This is a genomic window from Pseudomonas sp. MMS21 TM103, from assembly GCF_022132145.1.
Lineage (GTDB): Bacteria > Pseudomonadota > Gammaproteobacteria > Pseudomonadales > Pseudomonadaceae > Aquipseudomonas.
In genome coordinates, this window is record NZ_JAJISP010000003.1 from 359,873 (window position 1) to 380,037 (window position 20,165).

16 protein-coding genes are annotated in these 20,165 nt (G+C 62.6%); 10 read left to right on the plus strand and 6 right to left on the minus strand.

What is annotated here, in order from left to right; translation table 11 throughout:
- Window positions 1-53: 53 nt before the first annotated feature.
- Entirely contained in the window at window positions 54-968 is a 915-nt protein-coding gene (locus LJY18_RS12790; protein ID WP_238042198.1) for a LysR substrate-binding domain-containing protein, read from the minus strand.
- 214 nt (window positions 969-1,182) lie between these two features.
- On the opposite strand from LJY18_RS12790, the gene LJY18_RS12795 reads away from it, so the two are divergent.
- A complete protein-coding gene (locus LJY18_RS12795; RefSeq protein ID WP_238042199.1) occupies window positions 1,183-2,676 on the plus strand; it encodes an aldehyde dehydrogenase in 1,494 nt (497 codons plus the stop codon).
- A 71-nt stretch (window positions 2,677-2,747) separates the two neighbouring features.
- Window positions 2,748-4,130, plus strand: coding sequence for an aspartate aminotransferase family protein (locus tag LJY18_RS12800; RefSeq protein WP_238042200.1), 1,383 nt, complete (start codon window positions 2,748-2,750; stop codon window positions 4,128-4,130).
- Window positions 4,131-4,283: 153 nt separating this feature from the next.
- Here LJY18_RS12800 and moaE read toward each other — a convergent pair whose 3' ends face one another.
- From moaE to dmeF, 5 genes are all read right to left on the minus strand, one after another.
- Entirely contained in the window at window positions 4,284-4,739 is a 456-nt protein-coding gene (gene moaE / locus LJY18_RS12805; RefSeq protein WP_238042201.1) for a molybdopterin synthase catalytic subunit MoaE, read from the minus strand.
- A 170-nt stretch (window positions 4,740-4,909) separates the two neighbouring features.
- Window positions 4,910-5,152 carry a MoaD/ThiS family protein gene (locus LJY18_RS12810; protein ID WP_238042202.1) on the minus strand — a complete coding sequence of 81 codons (243 nt, stop codon included), beginning with the start codon at window positions 5,150-5,152 and terminating at the stop codon, window positions 4,910-4,912.
- On the minus strand, window positions 5,149-5,625 hold the full coding sequence (gene moaC, locus LJY18_RS12815) for a cyclic pyranopterin monophosphate synthase MoaC (RefSeq protein ID WP_079200951.1): 477 nt from the start codon (window positions 5,623-5,625) through the stop codon (window positions 5,149-5,151). The genes LJY18_RS12810 and moaC overlap by 4 nt, the downstream gene beginning before the upstream one ends.
- A 123-nt stretch (window positions 5,626-5,748) precedes the next feature.
- Window positions 5,749-7,140, minus strand: a complete 1,392-nt coding sequence (locus LJY18_RS12820; RefSeq protein ID WP_238042203.1) for a PhoH family protein — start codon at window positions 7,138-7,140, stop codon at window positions 5,749-5,751.
- Between the two features lie 312 nt (window positions 7,141-7,452).
- Window positions 7,453-8,430 (minus strand): CDF family Co(II)/Ni(II) efflux transporter DmeF, encoded by a 978-nt coding sequence (gene dmeF, locus LJY18_RS12825; RefSeq protein ID WP_238042204.1) that lies wholly within the window; start codon window positions 8,428-8,430, stop codon window positions 7,453-7,455.
- 210 nt (window positions 8,431-8,640) lie between these two features.
- Here dmeF and yaaA point away from each other — a divergent pair, with 210 nt between their 5' ends.
- The 8 genes from yaaA to LJY18_RS12865 all read left to right on the plus strand — a co-directional run bounded on the left by yaaA (window position 8,641) and on the right by LJY18_RS12865 (window position 20,160).
- Entirely contained in the window at window positions 8,641-9,420 is a 780-nt protein-coding gene (yaaA, locus tag LJY18_RS12830) for a peroxide stress protein YaaA (protein ID WP_238042205.1), read from the plus strand.
- 678 nt (window positions 9,421-10,098) lie between these two features.
- Complete coding sequence (locus LJY18_RS12835) at window positions 10,099-11,409, plus strand: nucleotide sugar dehydrogenase (protein WP_238042206.1); 1,311 nt, start codon at window positions 10,099-10,101, stop codon at window positions 11,407-11,409.
- Window positions 11,410-11,498: 89 nt separating this feature from the next.
- Complete coding sequence (alg8, locus tag LJY18_RS12840) at window positions 11,499-12,986, plus strand: mannuronan synthase (protein WP_372865912.1); 1,488 nt, start codon at window positions 11,499-11,501, stop codon at window positions 12,984-12,986.
- A 43-nt stretch (window positions 12,987-13,029) separates the two neighbouring features.
- Window positions 13,030-14,196, plus strand: coding sequence for an alginate biosynthesis protein Alg44 (locus tag LJY18_RS12845; protein ID WP_238042208.1), 1,167 nt, complete (start codon window positions 13,030-13,032; stop codon window positions 14,194-14,196).
- 13 nt (window positions 14,197-14,209) lie between these two features.
- Complete coding sequence (gene algK, locus LJY18_RS12850; RefSeq protein ID WP_238042209.1) at window positions 14,210-15,598, plus strand: alginate biosynthesis TPR repeat lipoprotein AlgK; 1,389 nt, start codon at window positions 14,210-14,212, stop codon at window positions 15,596-15,598.
- Between the two features lie 14 nt (window positions 15,599-15,612).
- Window positions 15,613-17,112 (plus strand): alginate export family protein, encoded by a 1,500-nt coding sequence (locus LJY18_RS12855; protein WP_238042323.1) that lies wholly within the window; start codon window positions 15,613-15,615, stop codon window positions 17,110-17,112.
- Between the two features lie 10 nt (window positions 17,113-17,122).
- A complete protein-coding gene (algG, locus tag LJY18_RS12860) occupies window positions 17,123-18,724 on the plus strand; it encodes a mannuronan 5-epimerase AlgG (protein ID WP_238042210.1) in 1,602 nt (533 codons plus the stop codon).
- Window positions 18,725-18,735: 11 nt separating this feature from the next.
- The gene (locus LJY18_RS12865; protein WP_442964490.1) at window positions 18,736-20,160 is read left to right on the plus strand and encodes an alginate O-acetyltransferase; all 1,425 of its coding nucleotides are present in this window, start codon (window positions 18,736-18,738) and stop codon (window positions 20,158-20,160) included.
- Window positions 20,161-20,165: the final 5 nt, after the last annotated feature.

Genomic DNA, 20,165 nt, shown 5'->3' on the forward strand with positions numbered 1-20,165 from the left:
GTGACTTGTTCTGGCCGTCGTCTGCCCCGCTCACCCCACCTTAACCATCACACTCAGCCCCCACTCCCCTGCCCCAGCTGCTCCTTGCAGAACTCGACGAACAGCTGCGCCGGCTTGGTCAGTGGCGCACGCTTGAGCCAGGCGGCCACCAGGCCGGAACTGCTCACCGTTTCGGCGATATTCACCGTCAGCACTTTCTTGCCGTCGTAGGTGCATTCCGAGTGCGGGCGGGTGACCAGCAGGGAGAAACCAAAGCCCTGGCCGACCATGCCGCGCACCATCTCGATCGACGGCGAGCTGAAGACGATGTTCGGCGTCAGGCCGAGTTCCTCGAACAGGCTGACGAAGTAGGTGCGGCTCGGCTGCACGTCGAGCAGGATCATCGGTTCCAGGCACAGGTCGCGCAGCGAAACCTGGGCCTGGCCGGTGAACCGGTGGCCCTCGGGCAGCAGGGCATAGGGTTTCTGCGGCACCATCAGCGGCTCGCACTCGATGGTTGCGTCGAGGTCATGATCGTAGAGCATCGCCAGGTCGAAGCGACCGGCGGTCAGGCCCTGCACCAGCTCTTGCTGCTCGCCGTCGCGGATGCGGATTTCCACACCGGGATAGAGCGCGTTGAAACCGGCGATCAGGCGCGGCAGATAGAGCGGCGCCACGGTTTCGAAACAGCCGATGTCGATCTGCCCGGCGACCATTTCATTGTCGGCCAGGGCATTCTGCTCGAACTCGTGGGCCATGCGCAGCAGTTCCTGGGCCTTGCGGTAGAAGCGCGCGCCACCGGGCGTGAGCGAGACACCCTGGGCGTGGTGGCGGATCAGCAATTGGACACCAAAGCTTTCTTCCAGGCCCTTGATCGCGGTGGAGATCGACGGCTGGGCGATATACAGCTTGCGCGACGCCTCGGCCACACTGCCGGCTTCCACGGTGGTCACGAAATACTTGAGCTGGCGCAGGGAGTAGGCGGCCATGCGGTACCTCCGGTAGCGGCCTCGAGGCCGTCTTGTGATGCTGCAACTGAAAACCTGAAAATCAACATACCCCAGCCGGGGCTCTGCGCCTGCCCAGTTTTTTCATGGCCTGCGAGCATATATTTACTAATTTTCCTTGTTTGCGCTCTGCGCCACCATCGTCCTCAACAACCACGAGACGCCGCTTGCGGCAGCCGTTATGAGGATAGAGGCGATGTTGCAGTACAGCGATTGGCAGAAGCGGGCCGGCGCGCAAGGCTTTATCACCCAGGCACTGATCGACGGCCAACTGTGCCCGGCCCAGAGCGGCGCGACCTTCGCGGCGATTAATCCGGCCAACAACCAGCTGCTGGCCGAGGTCGCCGCCTGCGATGCGGCCGATGTCGATGCCGCCGTGGCCAGCGCCCGCCAGGCCTTCGAACAAGGCCCCTGGGCGCGGATGGCGCCGCGTGAGCGCAAGCAGGTATTGCTGCGTTTGGCCGCGCTGATCATGGCCAACCGCGAGGAACTGGCCCTGCTCGACTCGCTGAATATGGGCAAGCCGGTGATGGACGCCTACAACATCGACGTACCCGGCGCGGCCCAGGTCTTCAGCTGGTACGCCGAGGCGCTGGACAAGCGCTATGACCAGGTGGCGCCGACAGCCAGCGACGCCCTGGCAACCATCAGCCGCGAACCCCTGGGGGTGATCGGTGCCGTGGTGCCGTGGAACTTCCCGCTCGACCTGGCCGCCTGGAAGCTGGCGCCGGCCCTGGCCGCCGGCAACTCGGTAGTGCTCAAACCGGCCGAACAGTCGCCCTTCTCCGCCCTGCGCCTCGGTCAGTTGGCATTGGAGGCAGGCCTACCGGCCGGGGTGCTGAACATAGTGCCCGGCATGGGCGAAACCGCCGGCAAGGCCCTGGGCCTGCATATGGATGTGGATTGCCTGGCCTTCACCGGCTCCACCGAGGTGGGCAAATACTTTATGGCCTACGCCGCCCAGTCCAACCTCAAGCAGGTGTGGCTGGAGTGCGGCGGCAAGAGCGCCAACCTGGTGTTCGCCGACTGCCAGGACCTCGACCTGGCCGCGGAAAAAGCCGCGTTCGGGATCTTCTTCAACCAGGGCGAAGTCTGCTCGGCCAACTCGCGGCTACTGGTAGAGCGCTCGATTCACGACGAGTTCGTCCAGCGCCTGATCGCCAAGGCGCAGCAGTGGCAGCCGGGCGACCCGCTGAACCCGACCAGCCGCGCCGGCGCCATCGTCGACGCGCGCCAGGCCGAACGCATCATGGGCTTTATCGACCGGGCCCAGGGCCAGGGCGCCACCCTGGTCTGCGGCGGCCAGCGCCTGACAGTGGGCGGCTCGGACAACTTTATCCAGCCGACCATCTTCACCGGCGTCACCGCGGCTATGCAACTGGCCCGCGAGGAAGTGTTCGGCCCGGTGCTGGCGGTGATGCCCTTCGACAGCGAAGAGCAGGCCATCGCCCTGGCCAACAATAGCCAGTACGGCCTGGCCGCCTCGCTGTGGAGCGACGATCTCAACCGCGCCCATCGCGTCGCCCGTCGTCTGCGTGCCGGCACTGTGTCGGTGAACACCGTCGACGCCCTGGATGTCTGCGTGCCCTTCGGCGGCTGCAAGCAGTCGGGTTTCGGCCGCGATCTGTCGCTGCATGCCTTCGACAAATACAGCCTGCTGAAAACCTCTTGGTTCCAACTGCGCGGCTGACATCTATCCAAACTTGCGCCGGGGCCCTGGTCCCGGCACCCGACAACCCGTAAACAGGCGAGGTCGCTGCCATGACAGTCTTGCAAACCCCCACCCGCACCACCCGTGACTACCAGGCGCTGGATGCCGCCCACCACATCCACGCCTTTGTCGACCAGAAGGCACTGAATGCCGAAGGCCCACGCGTGATGGTGCGTGGCGAGGGCCTGTACCTCTGGGACAACGACGGCAAGCGCTACCTCGACGGCATGTCCGGGCTGTGGTGCACCAACCTCGGCTACGGCCGCAAGGATCTGGTGGCGGCCGCCAGCAAGCAGATGGAGCAGCTGCCCTACTACAACATGTTCTTCCACACCACTCACCCGGCGGTGGTCGAGCTGTCCGAAATGCTCTTCAGCCTGCTGCCGGGCCACTACAGCCACGCCATCTACACCAACTCCGGCTCCGAAGCCAACGAGGTGCTGATCCGTACCGTGCGCCGCTACTGGCAGATTCTCGGCAAGCCGCAGAAGAAGGTGATGATCGGCCGCTGGAACGGTTACCACGGCTCGACCCTGGCCGCCACGGCGCTCGGCGGGATGAAGTTCATGCACGAGATGGGCGGCATGCTGCCGGACATCGAGCATATCGATGAGCCTTACTGGTATGCCAACGGCGGTGAGCTGACCCCAGCCGAATTCGGTCGCCGCTGCGCGTTGCAGTTGGAGGAGAAGATCCGCGAACTGGGCGCGGACAACGTTGCCGGATTTATCGCCGAACCCTTCCAGGGCGCCGGCGGAATGATCTTCCCGCCAGAAAGCTATTGGCCGGAAATCCAGCGCATCTGCCGCCAGTACGACGTGCTGCTGTGCGCCGACGAGGTGATCGGCGGTTTCGGCCGTACCGGCGAATGGTTCGCCCACCAGCACTTCGACTTCCAACCGGACACCTTGTCGATCGCCAAGGGTTTGACCTCGGGTTACATCCCCATGGGTGGCCTGGTACTGAGCAAGCGCATCGCCGAGGTACTGGTGGAGCAAGGCGGGGTATTCGCCCACGGCCTGACCTACTCCGGCCACCCGGTGGCGGCCGCCGTGGCCCTGGCCAATATCAAGGCGCTGCGTGATGAAGGCATCGTCAGCCAGGTCAAGGATGACACCGGTCCTTATTTGCAGCGGTGCCTGCGCGAAGTGTTCGGCGCACATCCGCTGGTCGGCGAGATCCAAGGCACAGGCCTGGTCGCCGCCCTGCAATTCGCCGAGGACAAGAGCAGCCGCAAGCGCTTCGCCAATGAAAGTGACATCGCCTGGCGCTGCCGCACCATCGGCTTCGAGGAAGGCCTGATCATCCGCTCCACCCAAGGCCGCATGATCATGGCCCCGGCCCTGGTCGCCAGCCGCGCAGAGCTGGACGAACTGGTGGAGAAAACCAAACGGGCGGTGGATCGCACTGCCATGGAGCTGGGCCTGCTCTGATAGCATGCCGAGGGAGCAGTTCAGCCGCGCTTTGCGCGGCTGTTTGTTGTCTGGTGTCAGGTAACGCTGGCGCACCGGTAATCGTCCCTGGCGTCAGGCCAGGCACCAGGGACGAAATCGGGACGAAGGACGAGTGGCGAGCTGCTTGACAGCCTACGGCTTGTGCCAGCGCTCGGCGGCGTTCTGATCGCTTTGCCGGCCTTCGACCCAGCAGGAACCCTCGGCCGTGTCTTCCTTCTTCCAGAAAGGTGCGCGGGTCTTCAGGTAGTCCATGACGAAGGCGCAGGCATCGAAGGCGGCCTGGCGGTGGGCACTGGTGGTGCCGACGAACACGATCGGCTCGCCCGGCTCCAGGCGGCCGATGCGGTGGATGACCTGCAGGTTCAGCAGCGGCCAGCGCTGCTCGGCCTCGAGCGCGATCTTGGCCAGGGATTTCTCGGTCATGCCGGGAAAGTGTTCGAGGAACATGCCGCCGACTTCGCGCCCCTCGTTGAAATCACGCACGTAGCCGACGAAGCTGACCACCGCGCCGACGCCGACGTTCGCCGCATGCAGCGCGTTGACTTCAACCCCAGGGTCGAAGGGCTCCAACTGAACTCGGATGGCCATACAAAATTGTCCTCAAAGCGTAAGCGGGGGGCGGGAGACGTCGGCTGGGTGAGCGGCGCCGAGCCGGGTAGCAGAGCGACTGCGGAGCCACCATGCAGCCAACTCCACAGCATGGGTATCGCTGCGCTCAACCTGCGCGGCCCGCCCCATCCTACCAACTGATGCTGCCTTCAACCGCCGGTCACTGTGGGGAAGAAGGCCACTTCATCGCCCTCCTCCAGCGGCTCGGCGAGGCTGCACAGCTCCTGGTTGCGCGCGCACATCAGGTTCTGCTCGGCCAGCACATCCCACACCCCGCCACGGCTCAGCAGGTGCTGGCGCAGGGCCTCAAGGCTGGCGAACTCACCGCTCAACTGCTCGCCATCCAGGCCCAGCGCCTCGCGATAGCGGGCAAAATACTGCACGTGAATCATTGCTCGTCCTCGGCCTTGTAGTGACCACTCTTGCCGCCCAGTTTCTCCAGCAGGCGCACGCTTTCGATGACCATGCCGCGATCCACGGCCTTGCACATGTCGTAGATGGTCAGGGCCGCGACACTGGCGGCGGTCAGGGCTTCCATTTCCACCCCGGTCTGCCCGCTGAGCTTGCAGCGCGCGGTGATCTGCACGGCATCATCGCCATGGGCGAGCAATTCGACCTTGACGCTGCTCAACATCAGCGAATGACAGAGCGGAATCAGGTCGGCGGTCTTCTTGGCGGCCTGGATGCCGGCGATACGCGCGACGGCGAACACATCGCCCTTGGGATGTGCGCCATCGACGATCATCTGCAGGGTCTGCGGGCGCATGCGCACCAGGGCTTGAGCCACGGCCTCACGGACGGTCAGCGCTTTATCGCTGACATCGACCATGGTGGCATGACCTTGGGAATCGAGATGAGTTAGCACAGGTTTACTCCAGGCAGGGATCGGCCGATTGTAAACCCAGCAGTCAAGATATGGCAGCAGCAAGCTGCAAGCCCGGCTGCTGCGCACTCGACTCGCAGCTTAGGGCTTGCAGCTTGCCGCCTTCTACATGTTGGTTTCGGCGAATTCCGCCAGGATCGAGCGCGGCACCCCTTGCAGGGTGATGTGTACGCCGTGGGAGAAGTCCTTGAAACGCTCGGTGAGGTAGGTCAGGCCCGAACTGGGCGCCGACAGGTAGGGCGTATCGATCTGCGCCAGGTTACCCAGACAGATCACCTTGGAGCCGGTGCCGGCACGGGTGATGATGGTCTTCATCTGATGCGGTGTGAGGTTCTGACACTCGTCGATCAGGATCAGGCTCTGCTGGAAGCTGCGCCCGCGGATGTAGTTAAGCGATTTGAACTGCAGCGGCACCTTCTGCAGGATGTAGTCGACGCTGCCGTGGGTGTTCTCGTCGTCCATGTGCAACGCTTCCAGGTTGTCGGTGATGGCGCCGAGCCAGGGCTCCATCTTTTCCGCCTCGGTGCCGGGCAGGAAGCCGATTTCCTGGTCCAGCCCTTGTACGCTGCGGGTGGCGATGATCCTGCGGTAGCGCTTGCTGACCATGGTCTGCTCGATGGCCGCGGCCAGGGCCAGGATGGTCTTGCCCGAGCCGGCGGCGCCGGACAGGTTGACCAGGTGGATGTCGGGGTCGAGCAGCGCAAACAGCGCCAGCGCCTGGTGAATATCCCGTGGCCGCAGGCCCCAGGCCTCCTGATGCAGCAAGGGCTCCTGATGCAGGTCGAGGATCAGCAGTTCATCGGCCTCGATGCCCTTGATCCAACCGACGAAACCCTGCTCGTCGATGATGAACTCGTTGATATGGACTGCCGGCAGGTTATCGATCAGTTGCACCCGGTGCCAGGTGCGGCCATGGTCCTGGCGGGTCTCGACCGTACTCACCCGATCCCAGAACGAGCCGTCCATGCTGTGATAGCCCTTGGACAGCAGCGACACATCGTCGACCAGCTGGTCGGTGTGGTAGTCCTCCGAATCGATGCCGCAGGCGCGCGCCTTCAGGCGCATGTTGATGTCCTTGGTCACCAGCACCACGGACATGTCCGGGCGACGGGCTTTCAGCTCGACCAGCTGATTGATGATCTTGTTGTCGTTGAGATCCTCTGGCAGCCAGGTGATGGGCGAGGCACTTTTAGTCATGAGAATCGAGAGAAAACCACAAGGCCCGCTTTTCTCACGCTGGATCGCGACACCATGCTCCACTTCCTCGGGCGTGGCGCTGCCCAGGATCTTGTCGATCAGCCTGATGGCCTGCCGGCACTCGGCGGCGACGCCTTGCTTGCCGGTTTTCAGCTTGTCCAACTCCTCCAGCACAGTCATCGGGATGGCGACGTGGTGCTCCTGAAAATTCAGCAGCGCATTGGGATCGTGGATCAACACATTGGTGTCGAGGGCGTAGAGGGTCGGAGCGGTGGGCTTGAAGCTTCCGTGGTCATCCATACTCGGTCACCTTCTTATAGGAGCCAAGCGACGGAATGCCAGAGCAGCGCTCCGCCGCGGGGACCACCGACCACTCAGACGGGGGCTGAGCAGCTGCAAGCAAGGTGAAGGCCAAGGCTCGCCACCTGTCTGCAGGGTTCGGCGGTCTGTCTTTTAGATACTCCAAAAACCATGACAGGCGAATGTTTTTTTTATTTATTTGAGTTTATTCGTCGCCTCGACGAATAGCGCTTGGCGCCCCGCAAAAGCGCCGTTAAAGTCAGGAGTTCTACCCGCACTCGCGGCGCAAAAAATCCCGCCTCAGTAACCACATCACAACTCGATTTCAGCACAAATATTGACTTCGATGGTCACGTGCACCAACTCGTCAATCCCCGCCAGCCGGGCCTTGTAGCGATCCACCGAGGTATCGCCATGGGTCACCACGCTGACAATGCAGGCGTACTGCGCGCGACCGACCCGCCACAGGTGCAAATCCGCCAGTTCGGTGTCCGCTTCCTGCGCCAGGGCGCTGCGCACACGCCCCACAACGGGGCTGTCCATCTCCCGGTCGAGCAATACAGTGGCGGTCTCGATCAACAGGCCCTTGGCCCATAGCGCGATGATCAGCGCACCGACCACGCCCATCAGTGGATCGAGCCAGCTCCAGCCGAACAGCATGCCACCCAGCAGCGCAACGATCGCAGCCACCGAGGTCAGCGCATCGGCCAGCACATGGATGAAGGCGGCATGCCGGTTGAGGTCGCGCCCTCCCGCTGGCGCCGCGTGATCGTGATCGTGATCGTGATCGTGATCGTGATCGTGATGAGCATGACCGTGAACATGCGCGTGCTCATGCTGGTCGCGCAGCAGCCAGGCCGACAGCAGATTGACCAGCAGACCGACCACCGCCACCCACAGCGCCACGTCAAAGGCAATCACCTGCGGTTGCCACAGTCGCCACAACGACTCGAACGCCAGCATCGCCACCACCACCAGCAACAGCAGCGAACTGGCGAAACCGGCCAGCACCTCGATCTTCCAGGTGCCAAAGGCGAAACGCGGATCATCGGCGTAACGCCGGGCCAGCAAATAGGCCAGGGCCGTCAGGCCAATGGCGAGCATGTGCGACGCCATGTGCCAGCCATCGGCGAGCAGGGCCATGGAGTTGAAGGCATAACCGGCGGCGATCTCCACCAGCATGGTCACCCCGGTCAGCGCGGCCACCCGCCAGGCTTGGCGTTCGGTGCGGGTTTCCAGCGGTCGGTAATCGTGGGAAGGCTCCCAGCGCGAATGATTGCAGGCGGTCATGGTGGCTCCTTGAAGGAAGTGACCTGGGCAAACTACAACCCCGTGGCGGCCCCCAGGTCAAGCGCAGCGATTTACCCAGGCGTAATTCCGCGGCCAGGGCTTGTCCATCTGCGTCGGCGCGCGGCAGCGCAGCTGGTCGTGGCCATCCCAAGCGCCTGGCAGCCTGTCGGGCTGCTAGAATCGCGGCCAAGACTTTCAGGAGCAGACTTTATGCTGATGGTGATTTCCCCGGCCAAGACCCTCGATTACCAGACGCCGCCGGTGACCCAGCGCTTTACCCAGCCCGAGCATCTCGACCACGCCCAGGACCTGATCGCCCAACTGCGCGACTTCACGCCCATGCAGATAGCCGAGCTGATGCACCTGTCGGACAAGCTCGCTGGGCTGAATGCCGCGCGCTTTGGCAGCTGGACGAAAACCTTCACCACTGAAAACGCCAAGCAGGCGCTGCTGGCGTTCAAGGGCGATGTCTACACCGGGCTGAACGCCGAAGACTTCAGCGAGGCCGACTTCGACTTCGCCCAGAACCACCTGCGCATGCTCTCCGGCCTCTACGGCGTGTTGCGGCCCCTGGACCTGATGCAACCCTATCGTCTGGAGATGGGCACCAAGCTGGTCAATCCACGCGGTAACAACCTCTACGACTTCTGGGGTGAGCGCATCAGTGGCTGGCTGAATGACGCGCTGGCCGCCCAGGGTGACGACGTGCTGCTTAACCTGGCCTCCAACGAATATTTCAGTGCGGTCAAACGCAAGGTGCTCAACGCACGAATCATCGACACCGAATTCAAGGACCTGAAAAACGGTCAATACAAGATCATCAGCTTCTACGCCAAGAAGGCCCGCGGCCTGATGGCCCGCTATGTAATCAAACAGCGCCTGAGCAATGTCGAGGGTCTCAAGGACTTCGCCGAACAGGGCTACCGCTACTCGGCAGAGCACTCGACAACCGACAAACTGGTGTTTCTGCGCGACCTCCCGCAAGACTGATCCCGCCTCCTCGCCCCCGCTACGGGCCGCCCCACGGCCCGTTTGCCCCCTCCCGCCGGCGACCCCAATACCTGCTTAAACAATCCAATTAATTAATTTGCGCCTGCCGCATTGAACTTTCCGAACGTTCAATACACCGCACGAACATATAAACATATTGCCACTACACACTGATATCAACGTGCAATTACAAGTTGATATCGATATGCAACTACAAGTTGATATCAATGTGCAACTGCTTGCCACCTCTCGAATAATAAGTTCAATTTAAAAAAATCATGGCCGGCAGGAACTATAGGGAAAAGCGAATACTCCTATCGACGTAACATGCTAATTCATGCAACTTTTTAGCGAATCAATCTGTTGCTACTTGCCGGACAACAGTCCGCCGGATTATTTAAATCAGATAATCGTTGTAGCGAAATCAGAGGAGAACTTCCACCGTTCAAATGACCTGCCGAGCCCCAAGAGCCAGAGCCTACCAGGCTCGTAGCCGCGCGGATCGGTAACAGAATAGGGCGCGCTGCATATTACAAGCCCGGTTCCGGCCTCCCCCAGCGGACGCCATCTACTTCTCATGTCTAGATCAATTCAGTCGCCCCGCCGACCTGAGTTGAATGAACGACTGTGGCCAAAAAGCCACTATTAAATTGCGCAACAAATGAACGAGGTAATACGATGCGAATCAGTATTTTCGGTTTAGGTTATGTGGGCGCCGTATGTGCCGGCTGTTTATCGGCCCGCGGCCATGATGTGGTCGGCGTGGATATATCGGCCAACAAAATCGACCTGATCAACAATGGCAAATCGCCCATAGTTGAACCCGGCCTGGAAGCATTGCTGCAGCAGGGTCTTAACTCTGGCCACCTGCGCGGTACCACCGATGTTGCCGACGCGATTCGTGACACCGAGGTCTCGTTTATTTGCGTCGGAACGCCGAGCAAAAAGAACGGCGATCTGGAGTTGGATTACATCGAAGGCGTGTGCCGCGAAATCGGTTTCGCCATGCGCAACAAGCCCGAACGGCATACCGTGGTAGTCCGCAGCACCGTGCTGCCGGGCACGGTGAAGAACGTGGTGATCCCGATCCTCGAAGACTGCTCGGGCAAGAAAGCCGGTGTCGAGTTCGGCGTGGCGGTGAACCCGGAGTTCCTCCGCGAAAGCACTGCGATCCAGGACTATGACTTCCCGCCGATGACCGTGATCGGCGAGTTCGACACCGCCTCCGGCGACCTGCTGGAAAGCATCTACAAAGAGCTCGACGCGCCGGTCATCCGCAAGGACATCGATGTCGCCGAGATGATCAAGTACACCTGTAACGTCTGGCACGCCACCAAGGTGACCTTCGCCAACGAGATCGGCAACATCGCCAAGGCGGCCGGGGTCGATGGTCGCGAAGTGATGGACGTGATCTGCCAGGATCACAAGCTCAACCTGTCCAAGTACTACATGAAGCCCGGCTTCGCCTTCGGCGGCTCCTGCCTGCCGAAAGACGTGCGCGCCCTGTCCTACCGCGCAGGCAGCCTGGACGTCGAAGCGCCGCTGATTGGCTCGCTGATGCGCAGCAACGTGGTCCAGGTGCAGAACGCCTTCGACATCATCTCCGGCTACAACAAGCGCAAGGTCGCCCTGCTCGGCTTGAGCTTCAAGTCCGGCACCGATGACCTGCGCGAAAGCCCGCTGGTGGAGCTGGCCGAAATGCTGATCGGCAAGGGCTTCGAGCTGAGCATCTACGACAGCAACGTCGAATATGCCCGCGTCTATGGCGCCAACAAGGAGTACATCGAATCGAAGATTCCGCATGTCTCCTCACTGCTCAACAGTGACTTCGATGCGGTCGTCGACAACGCCGAGATCATCGTACTCGGCAATGGCGACCTGCGTTTTGCATCCCTGGCGCAACAGCCTCTCGCTGACAAGCACGTGGTCGACCTGGTCGGCTTCATGCCAACGGCCTCCCGCACGGGTGCCGAAGGTATCTGCTGGTAAACCAGCCTGTCAGCCAGTTGAGCCGAACCCTGGGCGCGCGAGCAGCACCCTCGCCCAGGGTTCTTCCGGCGCAAACGATGGATATGCATATGCAAGCAAGCAAACTGAAAACCGCTCTCCTGGAGGCCGCAGGCTGGCTGTTCTACCTATCACTGCTGATGTTGCTCGCGTTGGCGCTGCCCAGGAGCGTGTTCGACCCCGAGTCGCGCGACTATCTCCTGCTGATCGGCGCAGTGGGCATCTGGCGTTATTCCATGGGTGCGGTGCACTTTTTGCGCGGCATCCTGTTTCTCTATGTGGTTTACCCGCATTACCGCCGCAAGGTGAAAAAACTCGGCACGGACGCCGACCCTTCTCAGGTGTTTCTGCTGGTCACCAGCTTCCGCATCGATGCGTTGACCACCGCCCAGGTGTACCGCTCGGTGATTCGCGAGGCGATTGACTGCGGTTACCCGACGACGGTGGTGTGTTCCATCGTCGAGCTGTCCGATGAACTGCTGGTGAAAAACCTCTGGACGCGGATGAACCCGCCAGAGCACGTCAAGCTGGACTTCGTGCGCATTCCCGGCACGGGCAAGCGTGATGGTCTGGCCTACGGCTTTCGCGCCATCTCCCGGCAAATGCCGGATGCGAATGCGGTGGTCGCGGTGGTCGATGGTGACACCGTGCTGGGCGAAGGCGTGGTCCGCAAGACCGTGCCCTGGTTCAAGCTGTTCCCGAACGTCGGCGGCCTGACCACCAACGAATTCTGCGAGGTACGCGGCGGTTACATCATGAGCGAGTGGCATCAGCTGCGCTTCGCCCAGCGCCACCTCAACATGTGCTCGATGGCCCTGTCCAAGCGCGTGCTGACCATGACCGGACGCATGTCGGTGTTTCGCGCCGAAGTGGTGACCAACCCCAGGTTCATTGCCGATGTGGAAAGCGATCACCTCGACCACTGGCGTCTGGGCCGTTTCCAGTTCCTCACCGGCGACGACAAGTCGAGCTGGTACAGCCTGATGAGCCTGGGCTACGACACCTTCTACGTGCCGGATGCGGCGATCAACACGGTTGAGCATCCACCGGAGAAGAGCTTCATCAAGGCCAGCCGCAAGCTGATGTTCCGCTGGTACGGCAACAACCTGCGCCAGAACGCCCGCGCCCTGCGCCTGGGCACTGGTCGCCTGGGCTGGTTCACCAGCGTGGTGCTGTTCGATCAGCGCGTCTCGATGTGGACCAGCCTGCTCGGCCTGAGCGTGGCGATTATCGCCAGCCTCAAGTACGGGGCCGGCTTCTTCCTGGCCTACCTGCTGTGGATCGGCCTGACCCGGCTGGTACTGACCCTGTTGCTCAGCGTCAGCGGTCACCGCATCGGCCCGGCCTACCCGGTGATTCTCTTTTACAACCAGATCGTCGGCGCGATGGTGAAGATCTACGTGTTCTTCCGCCTCGACCAGCAGTCCTGGACCCGCCAGCCGACCAAGCTCGATCGCGGCCTGCTGAGTTTCCAGCGCTGGTTCAACACCTGGTCCTCGCGCTCCATGACTTTTGCTGCCGGCAGCGTGTTTATCGCCACGCTGCTGATGCTGGTGTGACCGGAACCCGACCGGCCCCCTTTTCGAACAGGAAATTGCAACCATGAATACAGCTGTCAACGTCAATGTGGTCCATGAATCAGAAGCCCAGCGCCAGCACGCGCGGGTCAAGATCCCGGCCGTGCTGCGCTACCTGACGAAAAACCGCGAGCGTATCGAAGCCAGCACCCTCGACATCTCCGCGGGCGGCTTCAGCTTCAGCGCCGGCAAACAACCGGTGCAGGTCGGCGACTTTCATAAAGGCCGCCTGCAGTTCAAGCTGGACAGCCTTGACCTGGGCATCGACATCGAGTTCCAGGTGCGTTCGGTCGATGCCGCAAACGCCCGTGTCGGCTGCCAGTTCCACAACATCAAGCCCCGCGAGCAGGCCACCCTGCGCTACCTGATCAGCGCCTTCCTCGGCGGCGAACTGGTCAGCGCGGGCGACCTGCTGAGCACCTTGCAGCGGGAAAACTTCACCAAGGCGCGCAAGAACGGCGCGGCTGGCTCCGGCATGGGCGCACTCGGTCGGCTTAAGGCCGTGACCTTCAGCCTGGCGATTTTCCTGGTCGGCCTGGCCGCCTTCGGCTTTATTTTCAAGTCGGTCTACGGCATGTATTTCGTGACCCACGCCCAATCGGCCCAGGTCAATGTACCCAGCCTGCAAGTGACCATGCCGCGAGAAGGCACGGTACAGAGCCTGTTCGGCCCTGACGCCATGGTCGAGAAAGGCGCGCCCATCGCCTCCTTCTCCGCCAGCATGCTGGAGATGCTCAAGGGCCATCTGGACAACGATCAGCTGTCGCCCGCCAATGTCGAAGAGCTGTTCGGCAAGCAGATGAAGGGCACCCTGACCAGCCCGTGCAATTGCAAGGTGTCACGGCAGTTGGTGGCCGACGGCCAGTTTGCCGGCAAGGGCGATGTGATCTTCGAACTGGTACCGCAGGACACCAAGGCCACGGTGCTGGCCAGCTTCCCCTATCGCGACCTCGCCCGCGCTCGCCCTGGCAGCCGAGCCAGCTTCTGGGTGGCCGGCGAAGACAGTGCGCGCTACGGCACCATCGTCAGCAGCAGCCTGCATGAAGGCAGCTTGTCGGCAGACATCCGCGTGCTGATCGAGCCGGAAACGAGCCTCGATAGCCGCCTCGCCGGCCAACCGGTGGAAGTCATCCTCGACCGTGGCCCGTCGCTCGACTGGCTGATCGACAAAGCCATGGCGAAGGGTCTCTAAGGAGGACGCAACGATGGCGACTATCGCCCCCCGTCTCATGCACGCAGCGCCCTGGCTGGCGCTCTCCCTGGCCGTGACCCTCGCCGGTTGCGCCGGGCTGCCGGACGAGCGCCTGGCCGCCGAAGCGCTGAAGCGCGGCGACACCAGTACCGCCGAGCAGAACTACCGGCAACTGGCTGAATTGGGCTACGTCAGGTCGCAGGTCGGCCTGGCCGATCTGCAATTGGCCAGCGGCACGCCGGAAGACCTGGAGAAGGCCGAGCAGACCTACCGCCTGGCCCTTGACCAGTCGCCACGGGCCCAGGCGCGCCTGGGCAAATTGCTCGCGCGCAAAGTCGACGCCAGCCCGGCCGAACACCGCGAAGCCGCCGAGCTGCTGAATGCCTCCTTCACCGCGGGTGAGCCGAGCAGCCTGTTGCCGCTGGTCGTGCTCTACCTGCAATACCCACAGGATTTCCCCGCTATGAACGTGCAAGAACGCATTTCCAGCTGGCGCCAGCAGGGCCATAGCCAGGCCGACCTGGCACAAATCCTCCTCTATCGCACCCAAGGCAATTACGACCAGCACCTGGGTGAGATAGAACAGATCTGCCAAGGCCTGATTGCCGAGGCCGATGTCTGCTACGTCGAACTGGCCACCGTGTATCAGAAGCGAGGCCAGGCCGCCAAACAGCAAGCCTTGCTGCAGCGCCTGATGGCGGGCTACCGCAGCGCAGTCGTGACCCCGCAGCGGGTGGATGACGTCGCCCAGGTGCTGGCCGACGCCGAACTGGGCACGCCGGACGAAGAGCGGGCCCAGCAACTGCTCGAAACCATCGCCCCGAGCTATCCGGCCGCCTGGGTCAGCCTCGCCCGCCTGCTCTATGACTACCCGGGCCTGGGCGATATCGACACCCTGATGGGCTACCTCGACAAAGGTCGCGCCGCGGCGCTGCCACGCGCCGAACTGTTACTCGGCCGCCTGTACTACGAAGGCAAGCTGGTAGCGCAGGATCCACACAAGGCCGAAGAGCATCTGCGCAAGGCCGCGCCCAGCGAACCCAGTGCCAACTACTTCCTCGGCCAAATCTACCTGCGCGGCTACCTCGGCGACATCTACCCGCAGAAGGCTCTGGATCATTTGCTCAGCGCCGCCCGTAACGGCCGCAGCAGCGCCGACTTCGCCCTCGCGCAGATGTACTCGCAAGGCAAGGGCGTGCTTCCCGACCCGGTCAATGCCTTCGTCTTCAGCCAACTGGCGCTGGCGAAGAACACCCCGCAGGCCACCGAACTGGCGCGGCTGATAGAACAACAACTGCAGCCGGCCCAACGCACCCAGGCCGAACAACTGCTGCGCGATGAACGCCAAGTGCGCGGCAACGTCTTGCAAGAGCAAGCCTCGTTACAGGCGCAAAACCAATGAACAAGGACTACGCGATGAAACTCAACAGGATCACCGCCGGCCTGGGCCTGAGCGTGTCATTACTCTCCGCCAGCTCGGTATGGGCGGTGCAGATGAGCGACGACAACTTCGGCCTCGACGTCAAGATCACCGCGCAATCGGAAGATGACCGCGACCTCGGCACCCGCGACGGTGGCGACGTCAACGGCATCGCGGCCGACCTGCGCCCCTGGCTGGCTGGCCAACGCGGCGACTGGAGTGCCTTCGCCATGGGCCAGGCGGTGGTCGCCAGCGACATTATCGAGACCGACACCCTGGCCTCGTCCGACACCGAGCTGTCCAGCGATACCCAGCAAGACGGCCGCGAGCGGGACAAGAACTACCTGGCGCTGCGTGAGTTCTGGGTCGACTACGCCGGACTCACCGACTATCCCGGCGAGCACCTGCGCCTGGGCCGGCAACGCCTGCACAACGATGACGGGCAATGGCGCGATACCAATATCGAAGCGCTGAACTGGACCTTCGACACCACCCTGCTGCGCGCCAGCCTCGGCACCGCGCAACGCTTCAGCGACTACCGCAGCGACATCGACGAACTGGCACCCGAAGACGAAGACCGCCTGCATGTGTTCGGCGATGTCGAGACCCAGTGGCGCCCAGGCCATTGGCTCGGCCTCAACGCCCATCACTCTGACGACAACGGCAAACTGGCCAACCCCGGCGAGCCGATTGACGCCCTGGACAAGCGCGCCACCGGCAAGCTGACCTGGCTTGGCCTGCAAGCCAACAGCGATGCCTACAACTTTCGCAACCAGAAGCCCGTCAACTACTGGGCCAGCCTCACCTCGTTGAGCGGTGACCGCGAAGACCTGTCGCGTGCGGTAGTCAACGGCCAGGAAGTCGCCGGCGGCAAGCACAGCGACAACGTCAACGCCTGGGCCACCGACCTGGGCCTGCGTTTTCGCCTGGACCCCAGCTGGCAAGTCGGCGGCGCCTATGCCCGCGCCAGTGGTAGCGGCGATGGCGACGGTAACGGCACAGGCAACTATCGCCAGACCGGCCTGCAAAGCAACCGCTCGAACTTCACCGGCACCCGCTCCAGCGTGCACCGCTATGGTGAAGTCTTCCGCGGCGAGCTGAGCAACCTGCAGTCGGCCACCCTGTTCGGCTCCTGGCAGATGGCCGAGGAGTACGACGCCAGCCTGGTCTACCACAAATTCTGGCGGGTCGATGATCAGCAGCAGATCGGTAGAAGCGGGATCAACGCACGCTTCGATGCCCCCCTCTCGAACGACGTGCCTGCCCCCCAGGTCGACCTGGTGGATGGCGAGAAAGACCTCGGCCAGGAACTCGACCTGGTGGTCACCAAGTACTTCAAGCAGGGCCTGCTGCCTGCCGCGATGAGCGAAGCGATCGACGAGCCGGCGGCGCTGGTGCGTTTTCGCGGCGGCGTGTTCAAGCCGGGCGATGCCTATGGCAGCGACACCGACTCGATGATGCATCGCGCCTTCGTCGACGTTATCTGGAAATTCTGAGGACAACGCCATGACGCAACGACCAGGCAAACTCAAACAAGGCTGTGCAGTGGGCCTGCTGTGCAGCGGCCTGCTGTTCGGCGCGCTGCAGTTGGCGGCGCCCTGGGTGCAAGCGGCGCAAGTGCTCGAGAAGTCGAAGGCGCCGACCCAGGCGCTCAAGGAAACCAACAACTACACGGTTACCAGCGTACCGGTCGAGCAGTTGCATCTGGATACCCCCAGCCTGCCCGATCTCAGTGGCTACACCGCTGCCGCCGTCGAGGCCAAGATCCAGCGCACGCCCGGCGGCAAGGTCGTGGTGCGACGCATGCTGCAACAGGACGCGCTGAAGGACTTCGTCGGTGGCAACGAGCGCCTGCGCGAATGGGTCCAGCGGCAACACGGCATGCCCCACGCGATCTTTATCGAAGGCGGCTACGTGACGCCCAAGGACCTCGCCCGCAGCCTGCCGGACAGCCAATTCAGCGAGGTCGAGCCGGGTGTTTACCTGGCCCGCCTGCCGATAGTCGTGGCCCAGGGGGCAACCCTGCACGTGGGCAAGGACACCAAGGAACTGCGCCTGTCCCAGGAACGCGGCAGCTTTATGGTCAACGACGGCCAGTTGTTCTTCACCGACACCAAGCTCACCGCCTGGCGTGAAGCGGACAACGGCCCGGCGAGCTTTCGCAAGGCCGATGAGTTCCGCCCGTTTCTGGTGTCCTGGGGCGGCAGCGAGCTGTACATCTCCGGCAGCGTGTTCACCAGCCTGGGGTACAGCAACAGCAAGTCCTACGGGGTCAGCATCACCCAGTACACCCCCAGCATGCAGGCCCGGCTCAAGCGCCCGGAGCCAACCGGCTGGCTGATCAACTCGGAGTTCGTCGACCACTGGTACGGCTTCTACTGCTATGAAGCCGAGAACGTGGTGCTCAAGGGCAATACCTACCGCGACAACATCGTCTATGGCATCGATCCGCATGACCGTTCCCATGGCCTGATCATCGCCGAGAACACGGTGCACGGGACCAAGAAGAAGCACGGCATCATCATTTCCCGCGAGGTCGACGACAGCTGGATCTTCCACAACAAGAGCTACGACAACAAGCTTTCCGGCATCGTCCTCGACCGTAACAGCGTGCGCAACCTGGTGGCCTACAACGAGGTGTACCAGAACCATTCCGACGGCATCACCATCTACGAGAGTTCAAACAACCTGTTGTGGGGCAATCGGGTGCTGAACAATGCCCGCCACGGCATTCGCCTGCGCAACAGCACCAACATCCGCCTGTACGAGAACATCTCGGCGGCCAATGGCCTGACCGGCATCTACGGCCACATCAAGGACCTGTCGGACACCGACCGCAACATCGCACTCGACCCCTTCGACACCGAGGTGTCGATGATCGTGGTCGGCGGCAAGCTCGCTGCCAACGGTTCCAGCCCACTGTCCATCGACTCGCCGCTTTCCGTGGAGCTGTACCGCGTGGAAATGCTCGCGCCGAGCAAAAGCACCGGCATCAGCTTCTCCGGCATCCTCGGCGAACGACAGGATGAAATTCTCGACCTGATGGTGCGCCGCGAGCTGGCAGTGCTCATCGACCCGGTCGAAAGTCAGACCGAACTCCAGGATTGAGGAACTACAACGTGATCAAACGCCCCTTCAATTTCCGCCAACTGGCCCTCGCCAGTGCCCTGTTGGGCGCTGCGGGTAGCGCCATGGCCGAGCCGCAGTACCAGGTGCAACGGGTCGGGCCACTGTGCCCGATCGCCCAGGACCCGAGTCAGTACAACACCAAGTACCTGAGCTTCTTCACCGCGCTGGTGCAGGGCAAGGGTGATTGGCTGTTCCGCAGTGGCAACGACCTGCGCACTGATTTTGGCACCAGCCCCGCCGGCTATCGCCAGTTCAAACGCCTGCGCGACACCCTCAAGCGCAAGGGCATCGAGCTGATGGTGGTCTATCAACCGACCCGCGGCCTGGTCAACCGCGAGCAGCTGACCGCCCAAGAGAAAGCCAACTTCGATTTCGAGCTGGCCAAGCGCAACTACCTGCAAGCCGTTGCCGACCTGCGCAAGACCGGGATCTGGGTCACCGACCTGTCGCCGCTGTTCGACGAACAGGACGTGGCCACCGACTACTACTTCAAGGCCGACCACCACTGGACGCCGGCCGGCGCCCAGCGCACCGCCAAACTGGTGGCTGAAACCCTGAAGCAAATGCCCGGCTTCGACGAGGCGCCGCAGAAAGAATACGCCAGCAAGGTGGTCGGTCTGCTGGGCAAATCCGGCACCCTGCACAAGACCGCAGCCAATTTTTGCGGCACCAGCTACGCCACCCAGTACGTCGAGCACTTCGAGACCGAGCCGGTGGGTGAAGCCGATAGCGCCAGCCTGTTCGGCGACGAAGCCGACCCGAAGATCGCCCTGGTCGGCACCAGCAACAGCGGCCCGGCCTACAACTTCGCCGGGTTCCTGCAGCAATACAGTGGTGCCGAGGTACTCAACAGGTCGGTCAGCGGCGGCGGCTTCGACAGCGCCCTGCTGCAGTACATGAGCAGCCAGGAATTTCACGAAAAGCCGCCGAAGATCCTCATCTGGGAGTTCGCCACCCATTACGATCTGGACCAAGCCAGCTTCTATCGCCAGGCCGTACCCCTGGCCAACAACGGCTGCGCAGGTCGTCCGGCGGTGATGAAGAACACGGTCACCCTCAAGCCCGGCGCCAACCAGATCCTGGTCAACGGCGAGCACCAGCCACTGCGGGATCTGCGCGGCGGCGACTACCAGGTCGACCTGACCTTCAGCGACCCCAGCGTGCACAAGTCCGAGGCGACCCTCTGGTACCTCACCGGTCGCCGCGAGAACTTCAAGATCGAACAGAGCGATCGTGCCGGTACTGACGGCCGCTATGTCTTCGAACTGCGCAACGAAGCCGATTGGGCCGACCTCAACCTGCTCGCCCTGGACATCCACAGCCCGGAAGACATGCCGGCAAATCTCAGCGTCGAAGCAACCCTGTGCAAACGTCCCAGCGCAGGCGACAACGCCCTCACGGCGCAAGCCCGGTGAAGGCA